Origin of the sequence: Methylophilus sp., from assembly GCF_052173275.1 — a bacterium.
Lineage (GTDB): Bacteria > Pseudomonadota > Gammaproteobacteria > Burkholderiales > Methylophilaceae > Methylophilus.
This window is the reverse complement of sequence record NZ_JBQMUL010000002.1, coordinates 2,426,199-2,443,155: the sequence shown is the minus strand read 5'-3', so window position 1 is coordinate 2,443,155 and position 16,957 is coordinate 2,426,199. Positions and strand designations below refer to the sequence as shown.

Here is a 16,957-nt window from a genome sequence, read left to right as displayed (position 1 = left end):
GTATAACGCAATGTAACCGGATGCAGATTTAAGTAGCACTACTGGCGACTCAATTCACTGTTTCGCTTAGTGTAATAATGACCATCGGAACGAGCGGTGCAGCCTCAATGGCAGATCAGGAAACGCATTTAAATGGCTATAAAAAGCATTCTTCTGGCATCACAAGTTAAACAATAGCCCTTCGATCGTGCATGCCGTTGCTTGAATTTGCTGGATACATGACTGTCTTTGCGCTTCGGTCAGCCATCCTGTGAGAAAGGTGGTCCCTATCGCGGCAACTGGCAATCCATCAGGGTCAATAATGGCGATGCCTATGCCGCTGGTGGTCCTGTCCAGTGTGATGTTATCAAAAGTGCCATAGCCATTTTGCATGGCTTCTTTCACGCTACGCCTGAACCCGGTTTCATCGAACCCTTCTACACGGTGATAACGTGACATATTCGTCTCGACAATGTCATAGACTTCTTTTTCCGGCATATGCGCCATAATCCCGAGGCAGCTTTGGGTCATGCCAAATGGCCCGCGTAATCCCGGATCACCTCGACCGATCTGGATCTGTGATTTGCTTTCATATCTGCCTACGCAAACAATATCCAGCCCTGCGCGCACCGAAAGGTAGACCACCTGGCCCAGCTTGTCTGCAAGCAACCTCAGCTCACTTTCTGCTACCTTTTCCAGCGCGTTTCTGGCAATCGCGGAATAGCCAAGCGCGGCTAACTCCTTGCCCAGGTTGAATCGGCCACTTGCATCATCTTTGCTGACCCAGCCCAGTTCGATTAATGCCGCTAGGGTACGGACAACCGTGGTGCGCGGCAGTGATTCCCTGGCAATGATTTCCGTCAACAAGCTGCCTTTTCTCGAGCCCCTGGCGATTGATCGTAAAATCATGGCGGCGCGTGGAAGGCTGCCGGCCTTGTCAGGCGGCAGCAATGTTTTTACGGAGTGGCTGGTCATTTTTCTCTGGCTCATTTGAATTAACCGGATACCGGTTAGTTATTTTAGACTGAAAATTGACTATATTTCTTGGTATTAATACCATCCACTACGCCGTCAAACAACATCACAAGACTAACTGACTGGATAGTGGATATATTCCCGGCAAGTTTGGACATGGACACAAGGAAGCGAGATGCAGCAACACTTTAAATACCTGATAGCCAGAGTCTGGTTTCTGATCAACCTGTTTTTCAGCCTCTACCCGCCCTTGTATTGGGAAGTGGGTTCCAGCCAGAAAATAGTCTTTGGCTTGCCTTTAAGTTTCATTTACTTCGCCGCCATTGCCATCTCCATCACGCTCAGCATTCTTTACGCCTATTGGGAAGAAGCCAGCAGAGAGGGATGGCACGCATGCTGATCACCTTTGGCGTCATGATTCTGTTTTTTGCCGGGCTGATTGTTATCCTGCAACGGATCAAAATCGACGATAAATCTTTTACCAACTATGCGGTGGGCGACAGGTCGTTCGGGGCACGCTTTCAGGCCATGTCTTTTCTTAATACCTGGTATCCGGGCGCCATGTTTACCGCTTTTGGCGGCATGGCAGCCGCCAGCGGCATTATTTCATTTTATGTTTTAACTTATAGCCTGTTGACCGTGATTACGCTGTTTATCATGGCCAAACCGGTCTGGACCTGGGGCAAAGCGTTTGACCTTAAAACGCAACCAGACCTGTTCTCGCTGAGATATAACTCTACCCATATCAGAACCATTGCCGCCATCATAGGCATTATTTCCGGCATTCCATGGTTGGTATTAGGCATGCAGGCTCTGGGTGAGATGTTTCGTTATATTTCACTTGGCGCACTCAGCTTTGAGCAAGCCGTCATCCTGGGCGTGGCTGTGATTGCCATCAGGCAGATCTGGACTGTGCGCATAGGCATGAAAGGCGTCATCATTTCCGACTATTATCAGGGCATACTGGCTTACATTATCGGCACTGCGATATTAATCGGCCTCATCGCATGGCTGATCATTAGCAAAGACATTACATTTGCCAGCCTTGCGCCTGCAAAATTCAGCATCCCCGGGCCAGGCTCACAAGAAGGCCCATTGTATTTATTCAGTCTGATACTCACCGGCGTGGTCGGCGGCTGGTGCTGGCCTTATATCTTTGTGCGCCTGTTTACTTCAAATGGCGTGCAAAGCCTGAAAAAATCCGCTGCGCTGGCAGTGCCGTTGTCGTTGGCTTTTTGTGGGTCATTATTGATTTTTGGCATGCTGGCCGGTGCGCTGCCTGAAGTGGCAAACAACCCGAATGATGTATGGTTCATCGTCACCAAAGAGGCTGGCGGGCTGGTATTGCTAGGCGTTGCCGGCGCGATATTGCTGGCGGCCACCATGGGCCATATCGATGGCAATATCCAGGCCACAGGCGCTCAAATCGCCAACGATTTAATCGGCAATTACTTCAAGTTGAATACCAGGCAACTGATCGTGCTATCTAAAATCGGCATGCTGGCTTTAACCATATTATCTTCCTGGCTGGCCTGTCTGGAGCTGCCTGCCCTGTTCTCACTCGGTGTACTGGCCTATCAGGGTATTATCCAGCTGGCTGTACCGCAGTTTATGGGCATTTTCTGGAAGCGTGGCAACAAGTATGCCGCCATCACCAGCATGTCGGTAGGCTTCACACTGGCAGTCATTCTGGAGACGACTTATCACGGCACCTTGCCCTGGGCGTATGGCCTGACTTCCGGCGCGGTTGCCCTGTGTGTTAATGTATTGATCTATATCGCGATGGCCTATCTCCTGCCGCAGGATGTTGCGGAAAAACAGCGGATAGAAAAGCTGTTTGCCATGGTCTCAAATAAATAGCCTGACACTGACATGAGAGGATAGCCGGATGAAAGATAGCCATATTTACTTCCCTGAACATAGGGCGATGCAAGAGATGATGGGCAGCGTCGCCCTCGCCGACAAAATGGAAGAGATGATCATTCATGACACTTTTTCCGAGGATGATGTGGCGTTTATCACCTCCAGGGAAATGTTTTTCCTGTCGACCATAGGTTCAGGCGGCGAGCCCACGGTTTCTTACAAAGGCGGACCCATCGGCTTTGTTAAGGTCGAGGAAAATGAGCTGATTTTCCCAAACTATGATGGCAATGGCATGTTTTTGTCGGTCGGCAATCTGGTAAAACATCCGCAAGTGGGCTTGTTATTCATCAACTTTGAGACACCACACAGACTGAGGGTGCAAGGCACTGCAGTCATCGATGCGAATCCGGATCTGCAATTATTCCCTGGCGCCCAGTTTCTGGTGCGTGTCAAACCAAACAAGATCTGGGTCAATTGCACCAGGTACATTCCTACCTACAAGAAAGTTTCGGAATCCCCTTACACCCCGGACCAGTGCAAGTCGCCGAAACTCGCCGAATGGAAGCGGATAGATGCTGTTTATGACAGCCTGTCAGCGTCGGATAAAGTGCTGGTCGATGAACAGGGCCTGATCACTATTGAAGAATATGGCGCCATGGTCGGCGAAAACAGAGCCTAGGCAACCATACTGGCGGATGAACTACGCCTTTTCGAAAACCACGCGTGACCAGATGACATCTGGTTTAAAACTGAACATGCTGGGCTGATCTTTCAAAAGCATCACACATTTAAGCCCAGCATTTGCTGCCTGAAGTATGGTTTGCTCAGCATCAGTAGCGAATACATGCGTGCCCATGCCTGCCGGGCCATTACGCAGTGAAAGTGCGCACCTTCCACCAGTTTTAAGCAACTGTGCGAATCGTTGTATAGCGGCTTGGCGCTCAATATCATCAAGATGATGCCATACGCCATCCACCAGAATGAAATCGAATTGCGCATGGCCATCAGCCAAACATTGCAGCGTCGGCAAACTGTCATGGTGCCAGGTGATTGAAGAATGGGAATATCGATTGCGCGCGGCATTCAGGAATTCAATCATGGGCTCTACTGCAACGACTGAATGTCCCATTTCAGCGAATGCCATGGCGTTTTGGCCGGCTCCTGCACCGGCATCAAGAATGTTTGCCGGAGCTTTCGGCAAAAACGCAAGGAATGCATTGCACACTTCACTAAAACTTAATGCTTGGCCACTGGCAATAAAGTGATCAATAAATCTTTCGTAACCTGCAGTGCCGCGGACCATGGCTAACTTTAAGCTGTTTGCTGACCATACAGGCGCTGATACACACTACCAGCCTGATTGACTAACACCTCGTGCTGGCCTTCTTCGATAATACGCCCGGCATCGAACACCAAGACACGGTCCGCTTCTTTCACCGCCGACAACCGGTGGGCGATGATGATAGTGGTGCGGCCACGCAAAAATGTGTGCATGGCAGCATGCAGCAACGATTCCGTATGCGTATCCAGCATAGAAGTCGCTTCATCCAGGATCACCACCTGCGGTTGCTTGAGCATCATGCGCGCAATCGCCAACCGCTGGCGCTGGCCACCTGATAGCCGCACACCACTGCGGCCTAATTGCGAATCCAGCCCATCGGGTAGATCGCGGATAAACTGGGCTAGTTGTGCGACTTCCAGGACCTGCCACAACGCGTCATCCGTATAAGGTTGTTGCATGGCCAGGTTCTGCCGCACGCTATCGTTGAACAGCATGGGGTGTTGCAGCACCACACCCACATGTTCGCGGATCTGGGCATAGCCTAATTGTTCTATCGATTGCCCATTAAACAGGATCTGGCCTTGATTAGGGGCATACAAACCGAGCAATAGCTGGACCAGGGTAGATTTACCTGCGCCGGAAACCCCCACCAGTGCCACCTGCTCGCCGGGTGCGATATCCAGGCTGACCTGGTCAAGGATAGGGTCACCTTCGCCATATGAGAAAGTCACCTGTTTTAACGCTATTGCGGCTGGCTGCTGGTCATTAAAGCCTTTGACCAGCGCTGGATAATGCGGTTCTTCTTCGGCTTCAAGCACCTGGTTGATCCGCGCCAGCGCAGCTTTGGCGGCATAATAGGAAAATTGCACGGTCAGCAGTTCCTGCACCGGCCCCATCATGAACCATAGATAGCCAAATACGGCGATCATTTGCCCGACAGATAGATCAGAGAACACCACCATCAGCATGGCGACGGCGCGGAAGATTTCAAAACCGAACAGGAAGACGCCGAATGACAAACGCGATAAAGCATCTGATTTCCAGCCAGAAGCAGTCGCCGCTTGCCGCACTGCCTCAGCGGCCTGTTTGGCTTTTTCCAGGAAGCGCTTGTCACTATTGCTGGCACGCAGTTGCTGCATGACTTCCAGGGTTTCGCTGACCGATTGGGAGAGCACTTCAAAGGCGTTATTTTCGCGTTGCTTCCAAAGTTTGACCTTTTTTCCCAGCACCATGGTGAGCGCGATCACAAACGGATTCAGCAGCAGAATAATGAAGGCCAGCTGCCAGTGCATCCATAGCAACACCACCGCCACACCGATCACGCTAAGTACGGCCACCAGCACCTTGGCAATGGTTTCACCCAGGAATTTATCCAGCGTTTCAATATCAGTCAGCAGGCGCGCTGTGATCTGCCCTGCCCCCAGGCTTTCATAGACTTGCATGCGGATACGGGAAAGCTTGTCTAACAGGGTTTGCCGCACCCCCAGGGTCGCCTGCTTGGATAAACCGACAAAAATGCGTGTCGTCGCCACGCCGAGTAACACGCTGCCCAGGCGCAAACTAATAGTGAGCAAAGTGACGCAGGCAATGATGGCAATCGGCCCCATCCAATCCGCTGGCAACAAAACCGCCATGGTTTGCGTGAGTTTGCCGGGTTGCTTTAACAGGACCTCATCTACCAGCAATGGCATCAACAACGGGATAGGCACCGCCACGGCTGCGCCGAAAAATGCCAGCCATTGCCCTAACCACAAGCGTTTTGACTGTAGCCTTAACTGCTGCCACAGGCCTGATAAAGTGATCATACGTCTGAAAGTTTATTTCTGTGCAGTAGTCAATACGCGCTGACGGCGGATCTCGTATAAAGCAATGCCGCTGGCGACACTGACATTCATGCTTTGTACCGAGCCAAACATCGGGATAGTGATCAAGGCATCACAGGTTTCCTGCGTCAGGCGGCGCAAGCCGTCACCTTCAGCACCCATCACCAGCGCGATAGGCCCTTCCAGCTTGGTATTGTGCAGTTCACTTGGGGCATCCATGGTAGTGCCGACCACAAACACACCCGCCTCTTTCAGTTCGCGCATGGTGCGCGCAAGATTGGTCACTGAAATAAACGGCACGGTTTCAGCCGCACCGCTGGCCACTTTACGCACTGTACCATTCAGGCCAACTGACCTATCCTTGGGTGCAATAATGGCATGTACACCCATGGCATCAGCCACCCGCATGCAAGCGCCCAGGTTGTGCGGGTCCTGCACACCGTCGAGGATCAAAAAGAACGGTGGTTCGTCAAGGTCAGAGTCAAGGATATCGTGGATATCCTTGTAAGGCATGGGCGTTTCTACCACCCTGGCAATCACGCCCTGATGGCGGCCATGCGCGCCTATAAAGCCATCCAGGCGGTTACGCTCGGATTGGATGACACGGATATTGTGCGATTTTGCCATCTCGAGCAGATCACGCATACGCGCATCTACCCGGTCTTGATCAATGATAATTTCCTGTATGCTGCTGCCATGCTGACGCATGCGACTCAACACCGCATGAAAACCAAACAGAATGCGGGTTTCTGACATAGTAACTCCTAATTAATTTTATTCTGAATTCAAACGCCAAGCACCGCGCATAGGTGTTGCACGCGCGGAGGGGAGTTGAATATTTCGCAAGGTTGAATGCACAGCAATCACCTTGCGAAATGTACACAGGCGATATTATCGGGCTTTCGCCTTAGGTTTGCCTTTATTTTTTTGCACCGAGCGACGATTTTTTTCTTTTGCCGTGCGCGGTTTTCCAGCACCCTCTTTGCCTGAGCTTGTAGATGCTGCCGCTGGCCTGGCTTTGGGCGCCCCTTTACTACTGGCCCCTTTACCCGATTTACTACCGGTATTAAACGGGCTGGCAGGCCTTGCTCTGGCTTCTGACACCTGCGATCTTCTCAATGTAGAGGTTCCGGCTTCTGTCGGAGTATCACTTTCAGCCGTCTCACCAGATGCGTCAGCTTTGCCAGCCAGCGTAAAGTCGATGCGGGCGGTTTCCAGGTCTACACGGACAACTTTTACCGTCAGGCGGTCACCCAGGCGGTAACGCACACCCGTGCGCTCGCCCACCATCTCATGCCTGGCTTTGTCGTGGATAAAGTAATCATTACCTAAATCGGTGACGTGTAACAAGCCTTCCACATACACTTCATCCAGCGCCACAAACAAGCCAAAACTGGTTACACCAGCCACAGTGCCAGCAAACACTTCGCCGACTTTATCCTGCATGTAAAAGCATTTCAGCCAGTTGGTGACATCACGCGTGGCATCATCGGCCCTGCGTTCGGTCATGGAACAATGTGTACCCAGTTGATGCCAGTCTTTTGCCTGGTAACGTTTGCCTTCTACGACGGCCTTGATGGCCCGGTGCACCAGCAAGTCAGGGTAACGGCGGATGGGCGAAGTAAAGTGCGTATACGCATCATAGGCCAGGCCAAAATGGCCGACATTATCCGGGCTATACACGGCCTGTTGCATGGAGCGCAGCATCACGGTTTGCAATAATTGCGCATCAGGGCGCGATTTAATGCGCTGCATCAGTTTGGCGTAATCCTTGGCCTGCGGCTTTTCACCACCGCCAACACCAAAGCCGAACTCGCCCATAAACAGGCGCAGCGCTTCCAGTTTTTCCGGTGTCGGGCCTTCATGGATACGGTACAAACATGTCTGCTCATTTTTCAGTAAAAAGTCGGCCGCGCAGACGTTGGCTGCCAGCATGCACTCTTCAATCAGCTTGTGCGCGTCGTTACGTACTACCGGCACAATCTTGTCTATCTTGCCGTTGTCATTGAACACCATCATGGTTTCGGTGGATTCAAACTCGACCGCACCGCGCTTTTCACGTTGCGTCAGCATCAATTTAAACACGCCATTCAGGTTATTCAAATGCGGCAGCAACCATTCATATTCTGCGGTCAGCGCAGGGTCTTCCTCGTGTAGCAAGGCAGACACCTTGGTATACGTCATGCGCGCTTTGGATAGCATCACTGACGGATAGAACTGGTATTGCTTGACCACGCCCAGCCCATCGATCTGCATGTCACAGACCATACACAAACGCTCGACCTCGGGGTTCAGCGAGCACAAGCCATTGGATAAAGCCTCTGGCAACATCGGGATCACGCGGCGTGGAAAGTACACGGAATTACCGCGGTCAAACGCTTCTTTATCCAGTGCATCGCCAGGCTGCACATAAAAACTGACATCGGCAATCGCCACGACAAGGCGCCAGCCTTTGCCTTGCGGCTCGGCAAACACGGCATCGTCAAAATCACGCGCCGTTTCACCATCGATGGTGATCAGCGCTAAATCCCGTAGATCCTTGCGGCCTTTGTAATCCTTGGGCTGGACCGTTCTTGGAAAATCTTCAGCCTGTTTAACTGCGGCCGGATTGAATTGATGCGGCAAATGGTGTTTGCGCAGGGCAATCTCGATTTCCATACCACTGTCGGCGTAGTTACCCAAAATCTCCACCACTTTACCCATAGGGCGGGAGTGTGAAGAAGGGTATTCGGTTAACTCAATCGTGACCACCTGGCCAACCTGGGCATCCATATCGAGGTGGTAAGGGATCAAAATATCCTGGCTGATACGTTTATCTTCCGCAGCGACAATGGTCACGCCCTGCGCGCGAATGACACGGCCTACCAGGGTTTTATTGGCACGTTCCAATACTTCGACCAGCTTGCCTTCTGGGCGGCCTCTTCTGTCCAGCCCGGCGAGCCGCACCATGGCGCGGTCCCCATGCATGACCATGGTCATTTCTTTAGGGCCCAGGAAAATATCTTCAGGATGTTTGGTTTTATCGTCCGGCACCAAAAAGCCGAAACCATCGGTATGGCCGAACACCGTACCGGCAATCAAATGTATTTTATCCGGCAGGCAAAACGCGCCCTTACGATTGCGCATCAGTTGCCCGTCACGCTCCATCGCGCCCAAACGACGGTTAAAGTTATCCCGTTCATCATGGCTGATGTCGAGTAACAGATAGATCTGGTCTGCACTCAGGGGAACACCCTGATCAGACAGAAGTTGCAGCACTAGCTCACGGCTAGGTAACGGGGTTTGGTATAACTCTGCTTCACGTTGCGCCTGCGGATCGGTTGCCCGCAGAGGCGTTTTAGTTTTTCTGGTTGACAATATTAATTCTTCCTTTAAAATGCACAGCTTCTTTAGCCCAGGTGGCGGAATTGGTAGACGCGCTAGTTTCAGGTATTAGTGTTTAACGACGTGGAGGTTCGAGTCCTCTCTTGGGCACCATAAAGAACAAAACAATCCTTTGTTAGCAATAACTTAGGATTTTTTTGTTTTATGCTACCCGCAAAACTGTACGCATAAATTTCATTCCAACTGATTTGGTACAACATAAGGTCAGTTTATCACCATTTAGTTTTGAAGCAGATTTAACTTTCCAATTCCTGGCATTTCAGACATCTGCACGCAGCACTTTAATCGCATAACTATTTTTCGGTCACTGGCATAGCTTAGAAAATGATGCAGCCAATTTCTGCTACAACATCAGACGCCCGCGTAAATCAATTTTAATTAAATGTTCCTACATTAAACACGCTTTAAAAACGCTACAATTCACGCGCATGATTCCAGTGATTATTAGCTAACCATGGACGATGTGTCTGCACGGCGCATTGCGCATATCGATATGGATGCATTCTTTGCCTCCTGCGAATTATCGCAATACCCGGAATTGCGAGGTTTGCCTGTCGTCGTTGGTGGCCGTGCTTCAGATACACCGCAGTTAAATGAAGATGGTACGCATGCTTTCTCGCGCTTGCGGGATTATGTTGGCCGCGGTGTGTTAACCACCGCCACTTATGAAGCTCGCGCGCTGGGCTTACATTCGGCCATGCCCACCATGCGCGCCGCCAAGCTCGCACCAGATGCCATTCTGTTGCCTGTAAATTTCAACTTGTACCGTCGTTATTCCCGGCTATTTAAAGAAGCCATCCGCTCTGTCAGCCCGGTGATCCAGGATATAGGCATTGATGAGGTCTATGTCGACCTCGCTACGCTGGAAGAAGATTCGCTGACCATTGCGCAAAAGCTCAAGGCTGTCGTGTTTGAGGCCACCAGCCTGACTTGCTCAGTGGGGATCGCACCTAACAAATTATTAGCGAAACTATGCTCAGACATACAAAAACCGGATGGCATCACCATTATCAGCATGGACGACCTGCCCACACGCATCTGGCCGATGCCAGCACGCAAGATCAATGGCATAGGCCCGAAGGCGAGCGCCAAGCTTGAATCTCTGGGCATCCAGACCATAGGTGAGATCGCCACACTGCATGAAGCATGGCTCACCCAGCATTTTGGACAAAGTTACGGCAAATGGTTGTATCGGGTATCACGCGGGTTGGACGACAGGCCAGTGGTGACTGAAAGCGAACCTGTTTCCATGAGCCGCGAAACGACGTTTGAACGTAATTTGCACGCTGTGCGCGATAAACAGGCCTTGGGTGAGGCATTCACCCACTTGTGCGAACGGGTAGCCGATGATTTACAGCGCAAAGGTTATGTATGCCGCAAAGTAGGCCTCAAGCTGCGCTTTGATGATTTTAAAACGGTCACGCGTGACCTCACCTTACCAAAACCGGTGGCCGATGCACAATCGATACGCCGCGCAGCGGGCAAATGTTTAACCCGCATTGAGCTTGACCGCAGCATACGCTTGCTAGGGGTGAAAGCCAGCGGCCTGGAGCGGCCTGATGCGCAGCGCAGTAAAGCCTCTGAACAGTACGCGTTTAATTTTGATTAAGCGGGATATTTCTTACACGCAGGCCTGTCTTTGCAATCACACCAGCCATACTTCACTGTGGCAAACCCTCATTTTTTAAACACGACTCTTTTATGCAACAGCTCTGGAGAACACCATGAAGTACTGGCTTTTTTTAGCAATCGCAATTATTTCCGAAATCACCGCCACCTCAAGCTTGAAAGCCAGTGAAGGGTTTACCCGGGTGATCCCTTCCGTTGTGGTCGTCATCGGTTATGCACTGTCCTTCTACTTCCTGTCATTAACCTTGAAAGCGATTCCCATAGGTATTGCCTACGCGATTTGGGCCGGGCTAGGCATTGTGCTACTGGCGATTGTTGGCTGGGTATTTTATGGCCAGCAACTGGATGCTGCCGCCCTGATAGGCATCTCTTTTATCCTGACAGGCGTACTTATTATGAATTTATTTTCTAAAACAGTCTCTCATTCATAGAATAGCCACGAATCAACAATAACTTTTAAAGGAGAAATGAATGAAGGCACTATTCACATCGTTTGTATTAATCGCTGGATTGATTCCTGCTGCCAGCCATGCAGCAGCAGAAACACTCAAGCTGGAAGAGTCTGTCGAGATCAATGCCAAGGCAGAGACTGTCTGGGCCAATGTCAGCAACTTCGGCGACCTGGGCTTGTGGCATCCTGCCATTAAAACCACACATATTGTGAGCGGCACCCCTAATCTGCCAGGCGCTATCCGTTTATTAACACTGCAGGATAATAGCCAGGTGAAGGAAGAATTGTTGACTTTTAGCCCGGCGCAAAAAACCTTTAGCTATAAAATATTAGAGGGCGTGTTGCCGGTGAGCAACTATCGTTCAACCATCACGGTGAAAGCGATATCAGACAGTAAAAGCAAAGTCACCTGGAATGGTGACTTCAAGCGCAAAGATCTTTCTGACAAGCCAGTCGCCAATCAAACGGATGATGACGCGATTAAAACCATGACCGTGGTTTACCGTTCTGGCCTAGATAATCTAAAGAAGATTTCTGAAGGCAGGTAATCCGCTTTAGCTATTTTTAATGGGCAAAATAAAACCCGGCAGCTGCACATCTGCCGGGTTTTTCATATCTACAAAGCTAATGACAATTACAGGCCTAAATCACTCAAGCCAGGGTGATCATCCGGACGTCGTCCCAGCGGCCAGCGGAACAACCGCTCGCTTTCTTTGATCGGCAGGTCATTGATAGAGGCAAAGCGATTGATCATCAAGCCATCCGGCCCAAACTCCCAGTTTTCGTTGCCATAAGCGCGAAACCAGTTGCCTGAGTCATCTTTGGACTCATAGGCATATCGCACCGCAATGCGGTTTTCAGTGAACGCCCATAGCTCTTTGATCAAGCGGTACTCAAGCTCCTTGTTCCATTTGCGCTCAAGAAACTGCTGCGCCTGCTCACGGCCTTTGACAAATTCAGCCCGGTTTCGCCATTGGGTATCCACAGAATAAGCCAATGCCACTTTGGCAGCATCGCGTGAATTCCAGCCATCTTCAGCCAGCCGCACTTTTTGGATGGCAGTTTCGCGGGTAAACGGTGGTACCGGCGGACGAATGGACGGGGTCGATGTCATATCTCTCTCCTAAAAATTAAATATCGTGTAACCCTGCGCTGACAGCTGGGCAATGCTAGGCAAGCCTGAGGTGCCAGGCACACGGTTATCAGTGATCAGTTCAAACCCCTGTTTCTCCGAGGCTTCGCGCGCACCGAATACATCGGCACAACCGCATGATACGCCAGCAACGGTATCAGAAACAGCACTATACAGGGCATGTAAGGCATGGTCTTTCTGGCTGATCACCGCTGCCCAACGCGTACCAGCACCCTGGAAATAGACCGCGACTTCGGTGCCTGCTTGCTTGAAATCATAGGCGGCGGCTAAACCGTTAAATGCACGTCCTAACGCTTCTTCCCCGCCATGGGTCGGGTCTGACAAAATAATAATGGCTGCTTTCATGTTGCTCTCCTGATTAACGGGTTGTATGCAATGTCGTTTGTTTGACGATCGCATTTTACAAACCCGCTCAGGCGCGAAAAACCACTCGCTGAGAAATTGATTATTTCGTTGGGCGCAACATAACCATTTCAAACAATGTAGCTATTTCAAATTAGGGTGGTTGCGCAAGTCATGCACAATGCCATCAATAAAAGCACGCACTTTTGAAGAGCCTAGTTTATCTTCACGGTGGACGACATGGATAGGCCACGGCGGCTCTTCGAATTCTTCCAGTATCAGGGTCAACGCGCCACGCTCGACCTCACTTTTCACCTGGTAAGAGAGTAAACGTGTGATGCCCAGCCCGCCGATGGCAGCGGCGAGGGCGGCGTCATTGCTGGATACAATCAGTTTTGGCTCCATGCGCAATTTTTCTGAGGTTTCTGCTGTACCAAAACGCCACTCGATTTTAGTCGAGAGCGCATTAGCCGAAATAATAGCGTGCGTGCGTAAATCCTCTGGTTGTTGCGGCACGCCATGTTTTTCAAGATAGGCGGGAGATGCACAGAACACATGGCGGACTTGCCCTACTTTATTGGCACGTAAGGATGAATCCGGCAACTCGCCGATACGGATGGCAACATCGATGCCCTCTTCCACCAGATTAGTGACTCGATCAACAAAATGCGCGATGACCTTCACTTTGGGGTACTTTTGCATGTAAGCAATGATGCTGGGCATGACATATAAACGCCCAAACAACACGGATGCCGTCACCGTGAGCGTGCCATGCGGTTCCGCATTGGCACCTGACACAGCCTCATTGGCTAGCGCGAGACTGGTGAGGATGGCTTTGCTATCCTCATAATACTGGTGGCCGGCATCGGTTAAGCGGATATTGCGCGTGGTGCGCTGGATCAGTTTCACGCCTAACAGCTCTTCTAACGCCACAATGGCACGCGTAACTGCGGCAGGGGAAATATCCAGTTTTCGCGAAGCAGCGGCAAAGCCCCCCTCTTCTTCCACCGTGACAAACACGCGCATAAGGTGAATCTGGTCTATGACTTTCTCCTGAGGTATGAATGTATTGCGGGTTGGGTGTGCTCTTCGCTTTTGATTATTTCATAGAATGCAGCCATCAACAACGAAACGAGGCAAGCACGGCCCTGAGCATGACTTAGGTGTTTCATTCAACGCTGGCTATGCACATGAAAAGACCAGTCACATATGATGGCTTGAGCACCATGCGTGACTGGTCGATGATACGCTCTTGAGTGTGAGAGGTGCTTTAAAAACCGATGGAATAACCCACGTAACCCATGGGTTGAAAACGTGTTTCCACGATCGGGCTATCCGCTTGCTGATTGCCAAGGCGGTTGGCAATCAGCCCGAAAAATACCGCCTGATCGGCACTGACACTGTAAATACCATTCACGCCGAGTTGTAGCTGAGTACCCGCTTTTGCCTGGTATACCGGGCGATCTGGCCGTGCTTCATCTGCATCTACGCCAAAGTAATAATCATTGAATTTGCGGTTGTTCCATTGCACACCTACCAGGCCATTCACGCGGAACCGCTCTGAACGATACAGGCTGCGGATAAATTGCAATTGCACGTTTTGGCCGTTGCTGGCACCGCCAGCATCGAATCCCCACTGGGCATTGATAGTGCCTAACTCGGTCTGCCAGCGCAGCACTGGGCCCACATCAACAGAGAAGTCCCTGTCATGCATGCCCTTGGTGCGGCTGCTATCGCTGGCATCCCAGCCAAACCTGGCATCGGCGGACAAACCCAGGCGCAGGCGCTTATCATCAGATTCCAGCAACCAGACGCCGGCCTGCAAGCCATTGATGTAAAAGCGCTCGCCATAATTGGCGTTGATCACCGGCAAAATCAAAGCCCGCTGGTCTTTGGAACCTGAGGTTTTCGGGATCACACCTACGCCTACGCCATACATGTTTTTCTGCCGCGGCATGGCGGTTTCTGTTTGCCGGTCTATATTGCTTTCTGCCATCACACTGGTATTCATCAGTGCCATGCTGAAAATGCCCATGGCATGGGTAAATGATTTGATTGTTTTTTTACCTAACATGTTTAACGCCTTTTTTGCTTTTTGATAGATGATGACTGTGATTGTTTGATGGAGGCTGCTATACAGGTTTTGCCTGCCTGGATAAGGCTAAAATTGTATAGCCCTAAAATAACCTATACAAATGACGGTTTTGAGATGAAGAAGTTGCCTTTTATTGATTAAGTGCATTAAAAAATATGGCAGATTAAGGCTGCCTGATGGCTTGCAGCAAATGACATTCCGAAAACAATTCGGCTATCCACTCGATAAATGCACGTACCTTGGATGAAAGATGCCGATTTTGCGGATACAGCGCATTCATGGGAAAACCCTCTGCGACATAGTCTGCCAGCACGCTCTCCATCTCACCATTGGCTAAAAAGCCCTGCACCATAAAAGCGGGCAGCTGGCAGATCCCCAGCCCTGCCAGACAGGCAGAGACCATCGCATCCCCATTATTAATCGCCAGTTTACGCATGGTGGCGATCTCCTGGGTCACACCGTTGTGCGTGAGCAAAAATGGATACACTTTGCCGGTTTTTGAGGAAAAGAAATGCACGCCATGATGTCGCGGCAAATCCTCTGGGCTGGCTGGCCTGCCGTAAGTATCAAGGTATTCAGGCGTAGCCACCAGCATGAATTGCATGGTGCCCACGCGCCGGGCGACCAGGGTTGAATCCAGGGGGTTGCCTATGCGGATCACACAATCAACACCCTCTTCCAGTAAATCGATGGGCCGGTCATCACATCCGATTTCCAGCTCGATATCCGGATAGCGCTTAAAGAAATCCGGCAAGGCAGGAATAATCACCAGTCGCCCTAGCGGCGCCGGCACATCTACCCGCAAGCGCCCTTTGGCATTCACCGTCGCCTGGTTCAAGGCCGCTTCTGTTTCTTCCAGCTCATTTAATAACCGGATGGCGCGCTCGTAGTAAGCGGCGCCATCGGTGGTCACACTGATGCGTCGCGTGGTTCTGTGTAGCAGTTTGACACGCAGGCGTTTCTCCAACGCCAGTACCTGTGCGGAAACGGTGGTCTTGGGCAGGTTTAATGACAGCGCGGCTTTGGTAAAACTTTCCAGTTCTACCACGCGCGTGAATGCCAGCATAGTGTCAAAACGGTCCATAAATAGACTTTTGTATTGGCTTGATTGTGCAATAAATTAACACAGTGATTGCATATTTAGGTTATTTATCTCAATTTTATATGCATTTATAGTGTTCATCAGATTTAAACAAACTTTTATTACTGACATTAGGAGATTCTCATGAGCACAAAATTAGCAGGTAAAGTAGCCGTTGTGACAGGCGCATCCAAAGGCATAGGCGCAGAAATCGCAAAACGTTTCGCCAGGGATGGCGCTGCAGTCGTGGTCAATTATTTATCCAGCAAACAAGGTGCTGAAAAAGTCGTTGCCGAAATTATCGAGGCTGGTGGCAAAGCGGTTGCGGTTGGCGGCAATGTGAGTGAGGCTGGCGAGGCGCAAGGCATTATAGACGCAGCCATCAATCACTTCGGCAAGCTGGATATCCTGGTCAACAACTCCGGCATCTATGAATTTGCCACCATAGAAGAAATCACCCCGGAACATTTCCACAAACAATTCGATATCAATGTCCTCGGTTTGTTATTAACAACTCAGGCCGCGGTGAAACATTTAGGTGAAGGCGCCAGCATTATCAACATCGGCTCTGTCATTAGCCGCTTAACGCCACCCGGCGCGGCAGTATATACCGCGACCAAAGGCGCTGTAGATGCCATTACCGGTGTCCTTGCGCGTGAACTGGGTCCACGCAAAATCCGCGTCAACGCTTTAAACCCTGGCCTGGTTGAAACAGAAGGCACACACACTGCGGGCGTCATCGGCTCAGAAGCTGAAACTGGCTATGTCGCACAAACACCATTGGGTCGTAGCGGCCAACCGAATGACATTGCCTCAATTGCTGCTTTCCTGGCGTCTGATGATTCGTACTGGTTGACCGGTGAGCAATTGCTTGCTGGCGGTGGCTTACGCTGATTAATA

At 50.8% G+C, this 16,957-nt stretch carries 17 protein-coding genes and 1 tRNA gene; 8 read left to right on the top strand and 10 right to left on the bottom strand.

Annotated features, from left to right (window positions below; translation table 11 throughout):
- Window positions 1–159: 159 nt before the first annotated feature.
- Window positions 160–954, bottom strand: a complete 795-nt coding sequence (locus tag ACTS9Y_RS12895) for an IclR family transcriptional regulator (protein WP_442586333.1) — start codon at window positions 952–954, stop codon at window positions 160–162.
- A 175-nt stretch (window positions 955–1,129) separates the two neighbouring features.
- Here ACTS9Y_RS12895 and ACTS9Y_RS12890 point away from each other — a divergent pair, with 175 nt between their 5' ends.
- The 3 genes from ACTS9Y_RS12890 to ACTS9Y_RS12880 are packed head-to-tail and all read left to right on the top strand — an operon-like array spanning window position 1,130 to window position 3,496.
- Window positions 1,130–1,354, top strand: a complete 225-nt coding sequence (locus tag ACTS9Y_RS12890; RefSeq protein ID WP_442586332.1) for a hypothetical protein — start codon at window positions 1,130–1,132, stop codon at window positions 1,352–1,354.
- Window positions 1,339–2,814 carry a sodium:solute symporter family protein gene (locus tag ACTS9Y_RS12885; protein WP_442586331.1) on the top strand — a complete coding sequence of 492 codons (1,476 nt, stop codon included), beginning with the start codon at window positions 1,339–1,341 and terminating at the stop codon, window positions 2,812–2,814. Before ACTS9Y_RS12890 ends, ACTS9Y_RS12885 begins: the two co-directional genes overlap by 16 nt.
- Before the next feature lie 28 nt (window positions 2,815–2,842).
- Window positions 2,843–3,496, top strand: a complete 654-nt coding sequence (locus tag ACTS9Y_RS12880) for a pyridoxamine 5'-phosphate oxidase family protein (RefSeq protein WP_442586330.1) — start codon at window positions 2,843–2,845, stop codon at window positions 3,494–3,496.
- A 21-nt stretch (window positions 3,497–3,517) separates the two neighbouring features.
- Here ACTS9Y_RS12880 and ACTS9Y_RS12875 read toward each other — a convergent pair whose 3' ends face one another.
- From ACTS9Y_RS12875 to rnr, 4 genes are all read right to left on the bottom strand, one after another.
- Complete coding sequence (locus ACTS9Y_RS12875; protein WP_442586329.1) at window positions 3,518–4,120, bottom strand: class I SAM-dependent methyltransferase; 603 nt, start codon at window positions 4,118–4,120, stop codon at window positions 3,518–3,520.
- A gap of 8 nt (window positions 4,121–4,128) precedes the next feature.
- Window positions 4,129–5,904 (bottom strand): ABC transporter ATP-binding protein, encoded by a 1,776-nt coding sequence (locus ACTS9Y_RS12870; RefSeq protein ID WP_442586328.1) that lies wholly within the window; start codon window positions 5,902–5,904, stop codon window positions 4,129–4,131.
- Window positions 5,905–5,916: 12 nt separating this feature from the next.
- Entirely contained in the window at window positions 5,917–6,678 is a 762-nt protein-coding gene (gene rlmB, locus ACTS9Y_RS12865; protein WP_442586327.1) for a 23S rRNA (guanosine(2251)-2'-O)-methyltransferase RlmB, read from the bottom strand.
- A 135-nt stretch (window positions 6,679–6,813) separates the two neighbouring features.
- The gene (rnr, locus tag ACTS9Y_RS12860) at window positions 6,814–9,279 is read right to left on the bottom strand and encodes a ribonuclease R (RefSeq protein WP_442586326.1); all 2,466 of its coding nucleotides are present in this window, start codon (window positions 9,277–9,279) and stop codon (window positions 6,814–6,816) included.
- A 35-nt stretch (window positions 9,280–9,314) separates the two neighbouring features.
- Here rnr and ACTS9Y_RS12855 point away from each other — a divergent pair.
- From ACTS9Y_RS12855 to ACTS9Y_RS12840, 4 genes are all read left to right on the top strand, one after another.
- Window positions 9,315–9,399, top strand: a tRNA-Leu gene (locus tag ACTS9Y_RS12855).
- A gap of 361 nt (window positions 9,400–9,760) precedes the next feature.
- Window positions 9,761–10,915 (top strand): DNA polymerase IV, encoded by a 1,155-nt coding sequence (dinB, locus tag ACTS9Y_RS12850; protein WP_442586325.1) that lies wholly within the window; start codon window positions 9,761–9,763, stop codon window positions 10,913–10,915.
- A gap of 115 nt (window positions 10,916–11,030) precedes the next feature.
- A complete protein-coding gene (locus ACTS9Y_RS12845; RefSeq protein WP_442586324.1) occupies window positions 11,031–11,366 on the top strand; it encodes a DMT family transporter in 336 nt (111 codons plus the stop codon).
- Between the two features lie 40 nt (window positions 11,367–11,406).
- Window positions 11,407–11,934: an SRPBCC family protein gene (locus ACTS9Y_RS12840; RefSeq protein ID WP_442586323.1), complete on the top strand. Its 528-nt coding sequence runs from the start codon at window positions 11,407–11,409 to the stop codon at window positions 11,932–11,934.
- A gap of 86 nt (window positions 11,935–12,020) precedes the next feature.
- Here ACTS9Y_RS12840 and ACTS9Y_RS12835 read toward each other — a convergent pair whose 3' ends face one another.
- The 5 genes from ACTS9Y_RS12835 to ACTS9Y_RS12815 form a co-directional block, all read right to left on the bottom strand.
- Complete coding sequence (locus ACTS9Y_RS12835; protein WP_442586322.1) at window positions 12,021–12,500, bottom strand: nuclear transport factor 2 family protein; 480 nt, start codon at window positions 12,498–12,500, stop codon at window positions 12,021–12,023.
- A 9-nt stretch (window positions 12,501–12,509) separates the two neighbouring features.
- Window positions 12,510–12,884 carry a DsrE family protein gene (locus ACTS9Y_RS12830; protein WP_442586321.1) on the bottom strand — a complete coding sequence of 125 codons (375 nt, stop codon included), beginning with the start codon at window positions 12,882–12,884 and terminating at the stop codon, window positions 12,510–12,512.
- A gap of 141 nt (window positions 12,885–13,025) precedes the next feature.
- The gene (locus tag ACTS9Y_RS12825) at window positions 13,026–13,907 is read right to left on the bottom strand and encodes a LysR family transcriptional regulator (protein ID WP_442586320.1); all 882 of its coding nucleotides are present in this window, start codon (window positions 13,905–13,907) and stop codon (window positions 13,026–13,028) included.
- Between the two features lie 244 nt (window positions 13,908–14,151).
- Window positions 14,152–14,955, bottom strand: coding sequence for a MipA/OmpV family protein (locus tag ACTS9Y_RS12820; protein ID WP_442586319.1), 804 nt, complete (start codon window positions 14,953–14,955; stop codon window positions 14,152–14,154).
- Between the two features lie 184 nt (window positions 14,956–15,139).
- The gene (locus tag ACTS9Y_RS12815) at window positions 15,140–16,060 is read right to left on the bottom strand and encodes a LysR substrate-binding domain-containing protein (protein ID WP_442586318.1); all 921 of its coding nucleotides are present in this window, start codon (window positions 16,058–16,060) and stop codon (window positions 15,140–15,142) included.
- Window positions 16,061–16,201: 141 nt separating this feature from the next.
- Between ACTS9Y_RS12815 and ACTS9Y_RS12810 the strand changes: the two genes are divergently transcribed.
- Entirely contained in the window at window positions 16,202–16,951 is a 750-nt protein-coding gene (locus ACTS9Y_RS12810) for a glucose 1-dehydrogenase (RefSeq protein WP_442586317.1), read from the top strand.
- Window positions 16,952–16,957 lie beyond the last annotated feature (6 nt).

Bases quoted from the DNA above. Each gene is read 5' to 3' on its own strand.
- ACTS9Y_RS12875 (WP_442586329.1), bottom strand. From the start codon at position 4,120: ATGGTCCGCGGCACTGCAGGTTACGAAAGATTTATTGATCACTTTATT.
- ACTS9Y_RS12870 (WP_442586328.1), bottom strand. From the start codon at position 5,904: ATGATCACTTTATCAGGCCTGTGGCAGCAGTTAAGGCTACAGTCAAAA.
- ACTS9Y_RS12840 (WP_442586323.1), top strand. From the start codon at position 11,407: ATGAAGGCACTATTCACATCGTTTGTATTAATCGCTGGATTGATTCCT.
- rlmB (WP_442586327.1), bottom strand. From the start codon at position 6,678: ATGTCAGAAACCCGCATTCTGTTTGGTTTTCATGCGGTGTTGAGTCGC.
- ACTS9Y_RS12835 (WP_442586322.1), bottom strand. From the start codon at position 12,500: ATGACATCGACCCCGTCCATTCGTCCGCCGGTACCACCGTTTACCCGC.
- ACTS9Y_RS12880 (WP_442586330.1), top strand. From the start codon at position 2,843: ATGAAAGATAGCCATATTTACTTCCCTGAACATAGGGCGATGCAAGAG.
- ACTS9Y_RS12820 (WP_442586319.1), bottom strand. From the start codon at position 14,955: ATGTTAGGTAAAAAAACAATCAAATCATTTACCCATGCCATGGGCATT.
- ACTS9Y_RS12825 (WP_442586320.1), bottom strand. From the start codon at position 13,907: ATGCGCGTGTTTGTCACGGTGGAAGAAGAGGGGGGCTTTGCCGCTGCT.
- ACTS9Y_RS12845 (WP_442586324.1), top strand. From the start codon at position 11,031: ATGAAGTACTGGCTTTTTTTAGCAATCGCAATTATTTCCGAAATCACC.
- ACTS9Y_RS12895 (WP_442586333.1), bottom strand. From the start codon at position 954: ATGACCAGCCACTCCGTAAAAACATTGCTGCCGCCTGACAAGGCCGGC.
- ACTS9Y_RS12890 (WP_442586332.1), top strand. From the start codon at position 1,130: ATGCAGCAACACTTTAAATACCTGATAGCCAGAGTCTGGTTTCTGATC.
- ACTS9Y_RS12810 (WP_442586317.1), top strand. From the start codon at position 16,202: ATGAGCACAAAATTAGCAGGTAAAGTAGCCGTTGTGACAGGCGCATCC.
- ACTS9Y_RS12830 (WP_442586321.1), bottom strand. From the start codon at position 12,884: ATGAAAGCAGCCATTATTATTTTGTCAGACCCGACCCATGGCGGGGAA.
- dinB (WP_442586325.1), top strand. From the start codon at position 9,761: ATGGACGATGTGTCTGCACGGCGCATTGCGCATATCGATATGGATGCA.
- ACTS9Y_RS12885 (WP_442586331.1), top strand. From the start codon at position 1,339: ATGGCACGCATGCTGATCACCTTTGGCGTCATGATTCTGTTTTTTGCC.
- ACTS9Y_RS12815 (WP_442586318.1), bottom strand. From the start codon at position 16,060: ATGGACCGTTTTGACACTATGCTGGCATTCACGCGCGTGGTAGAACTG.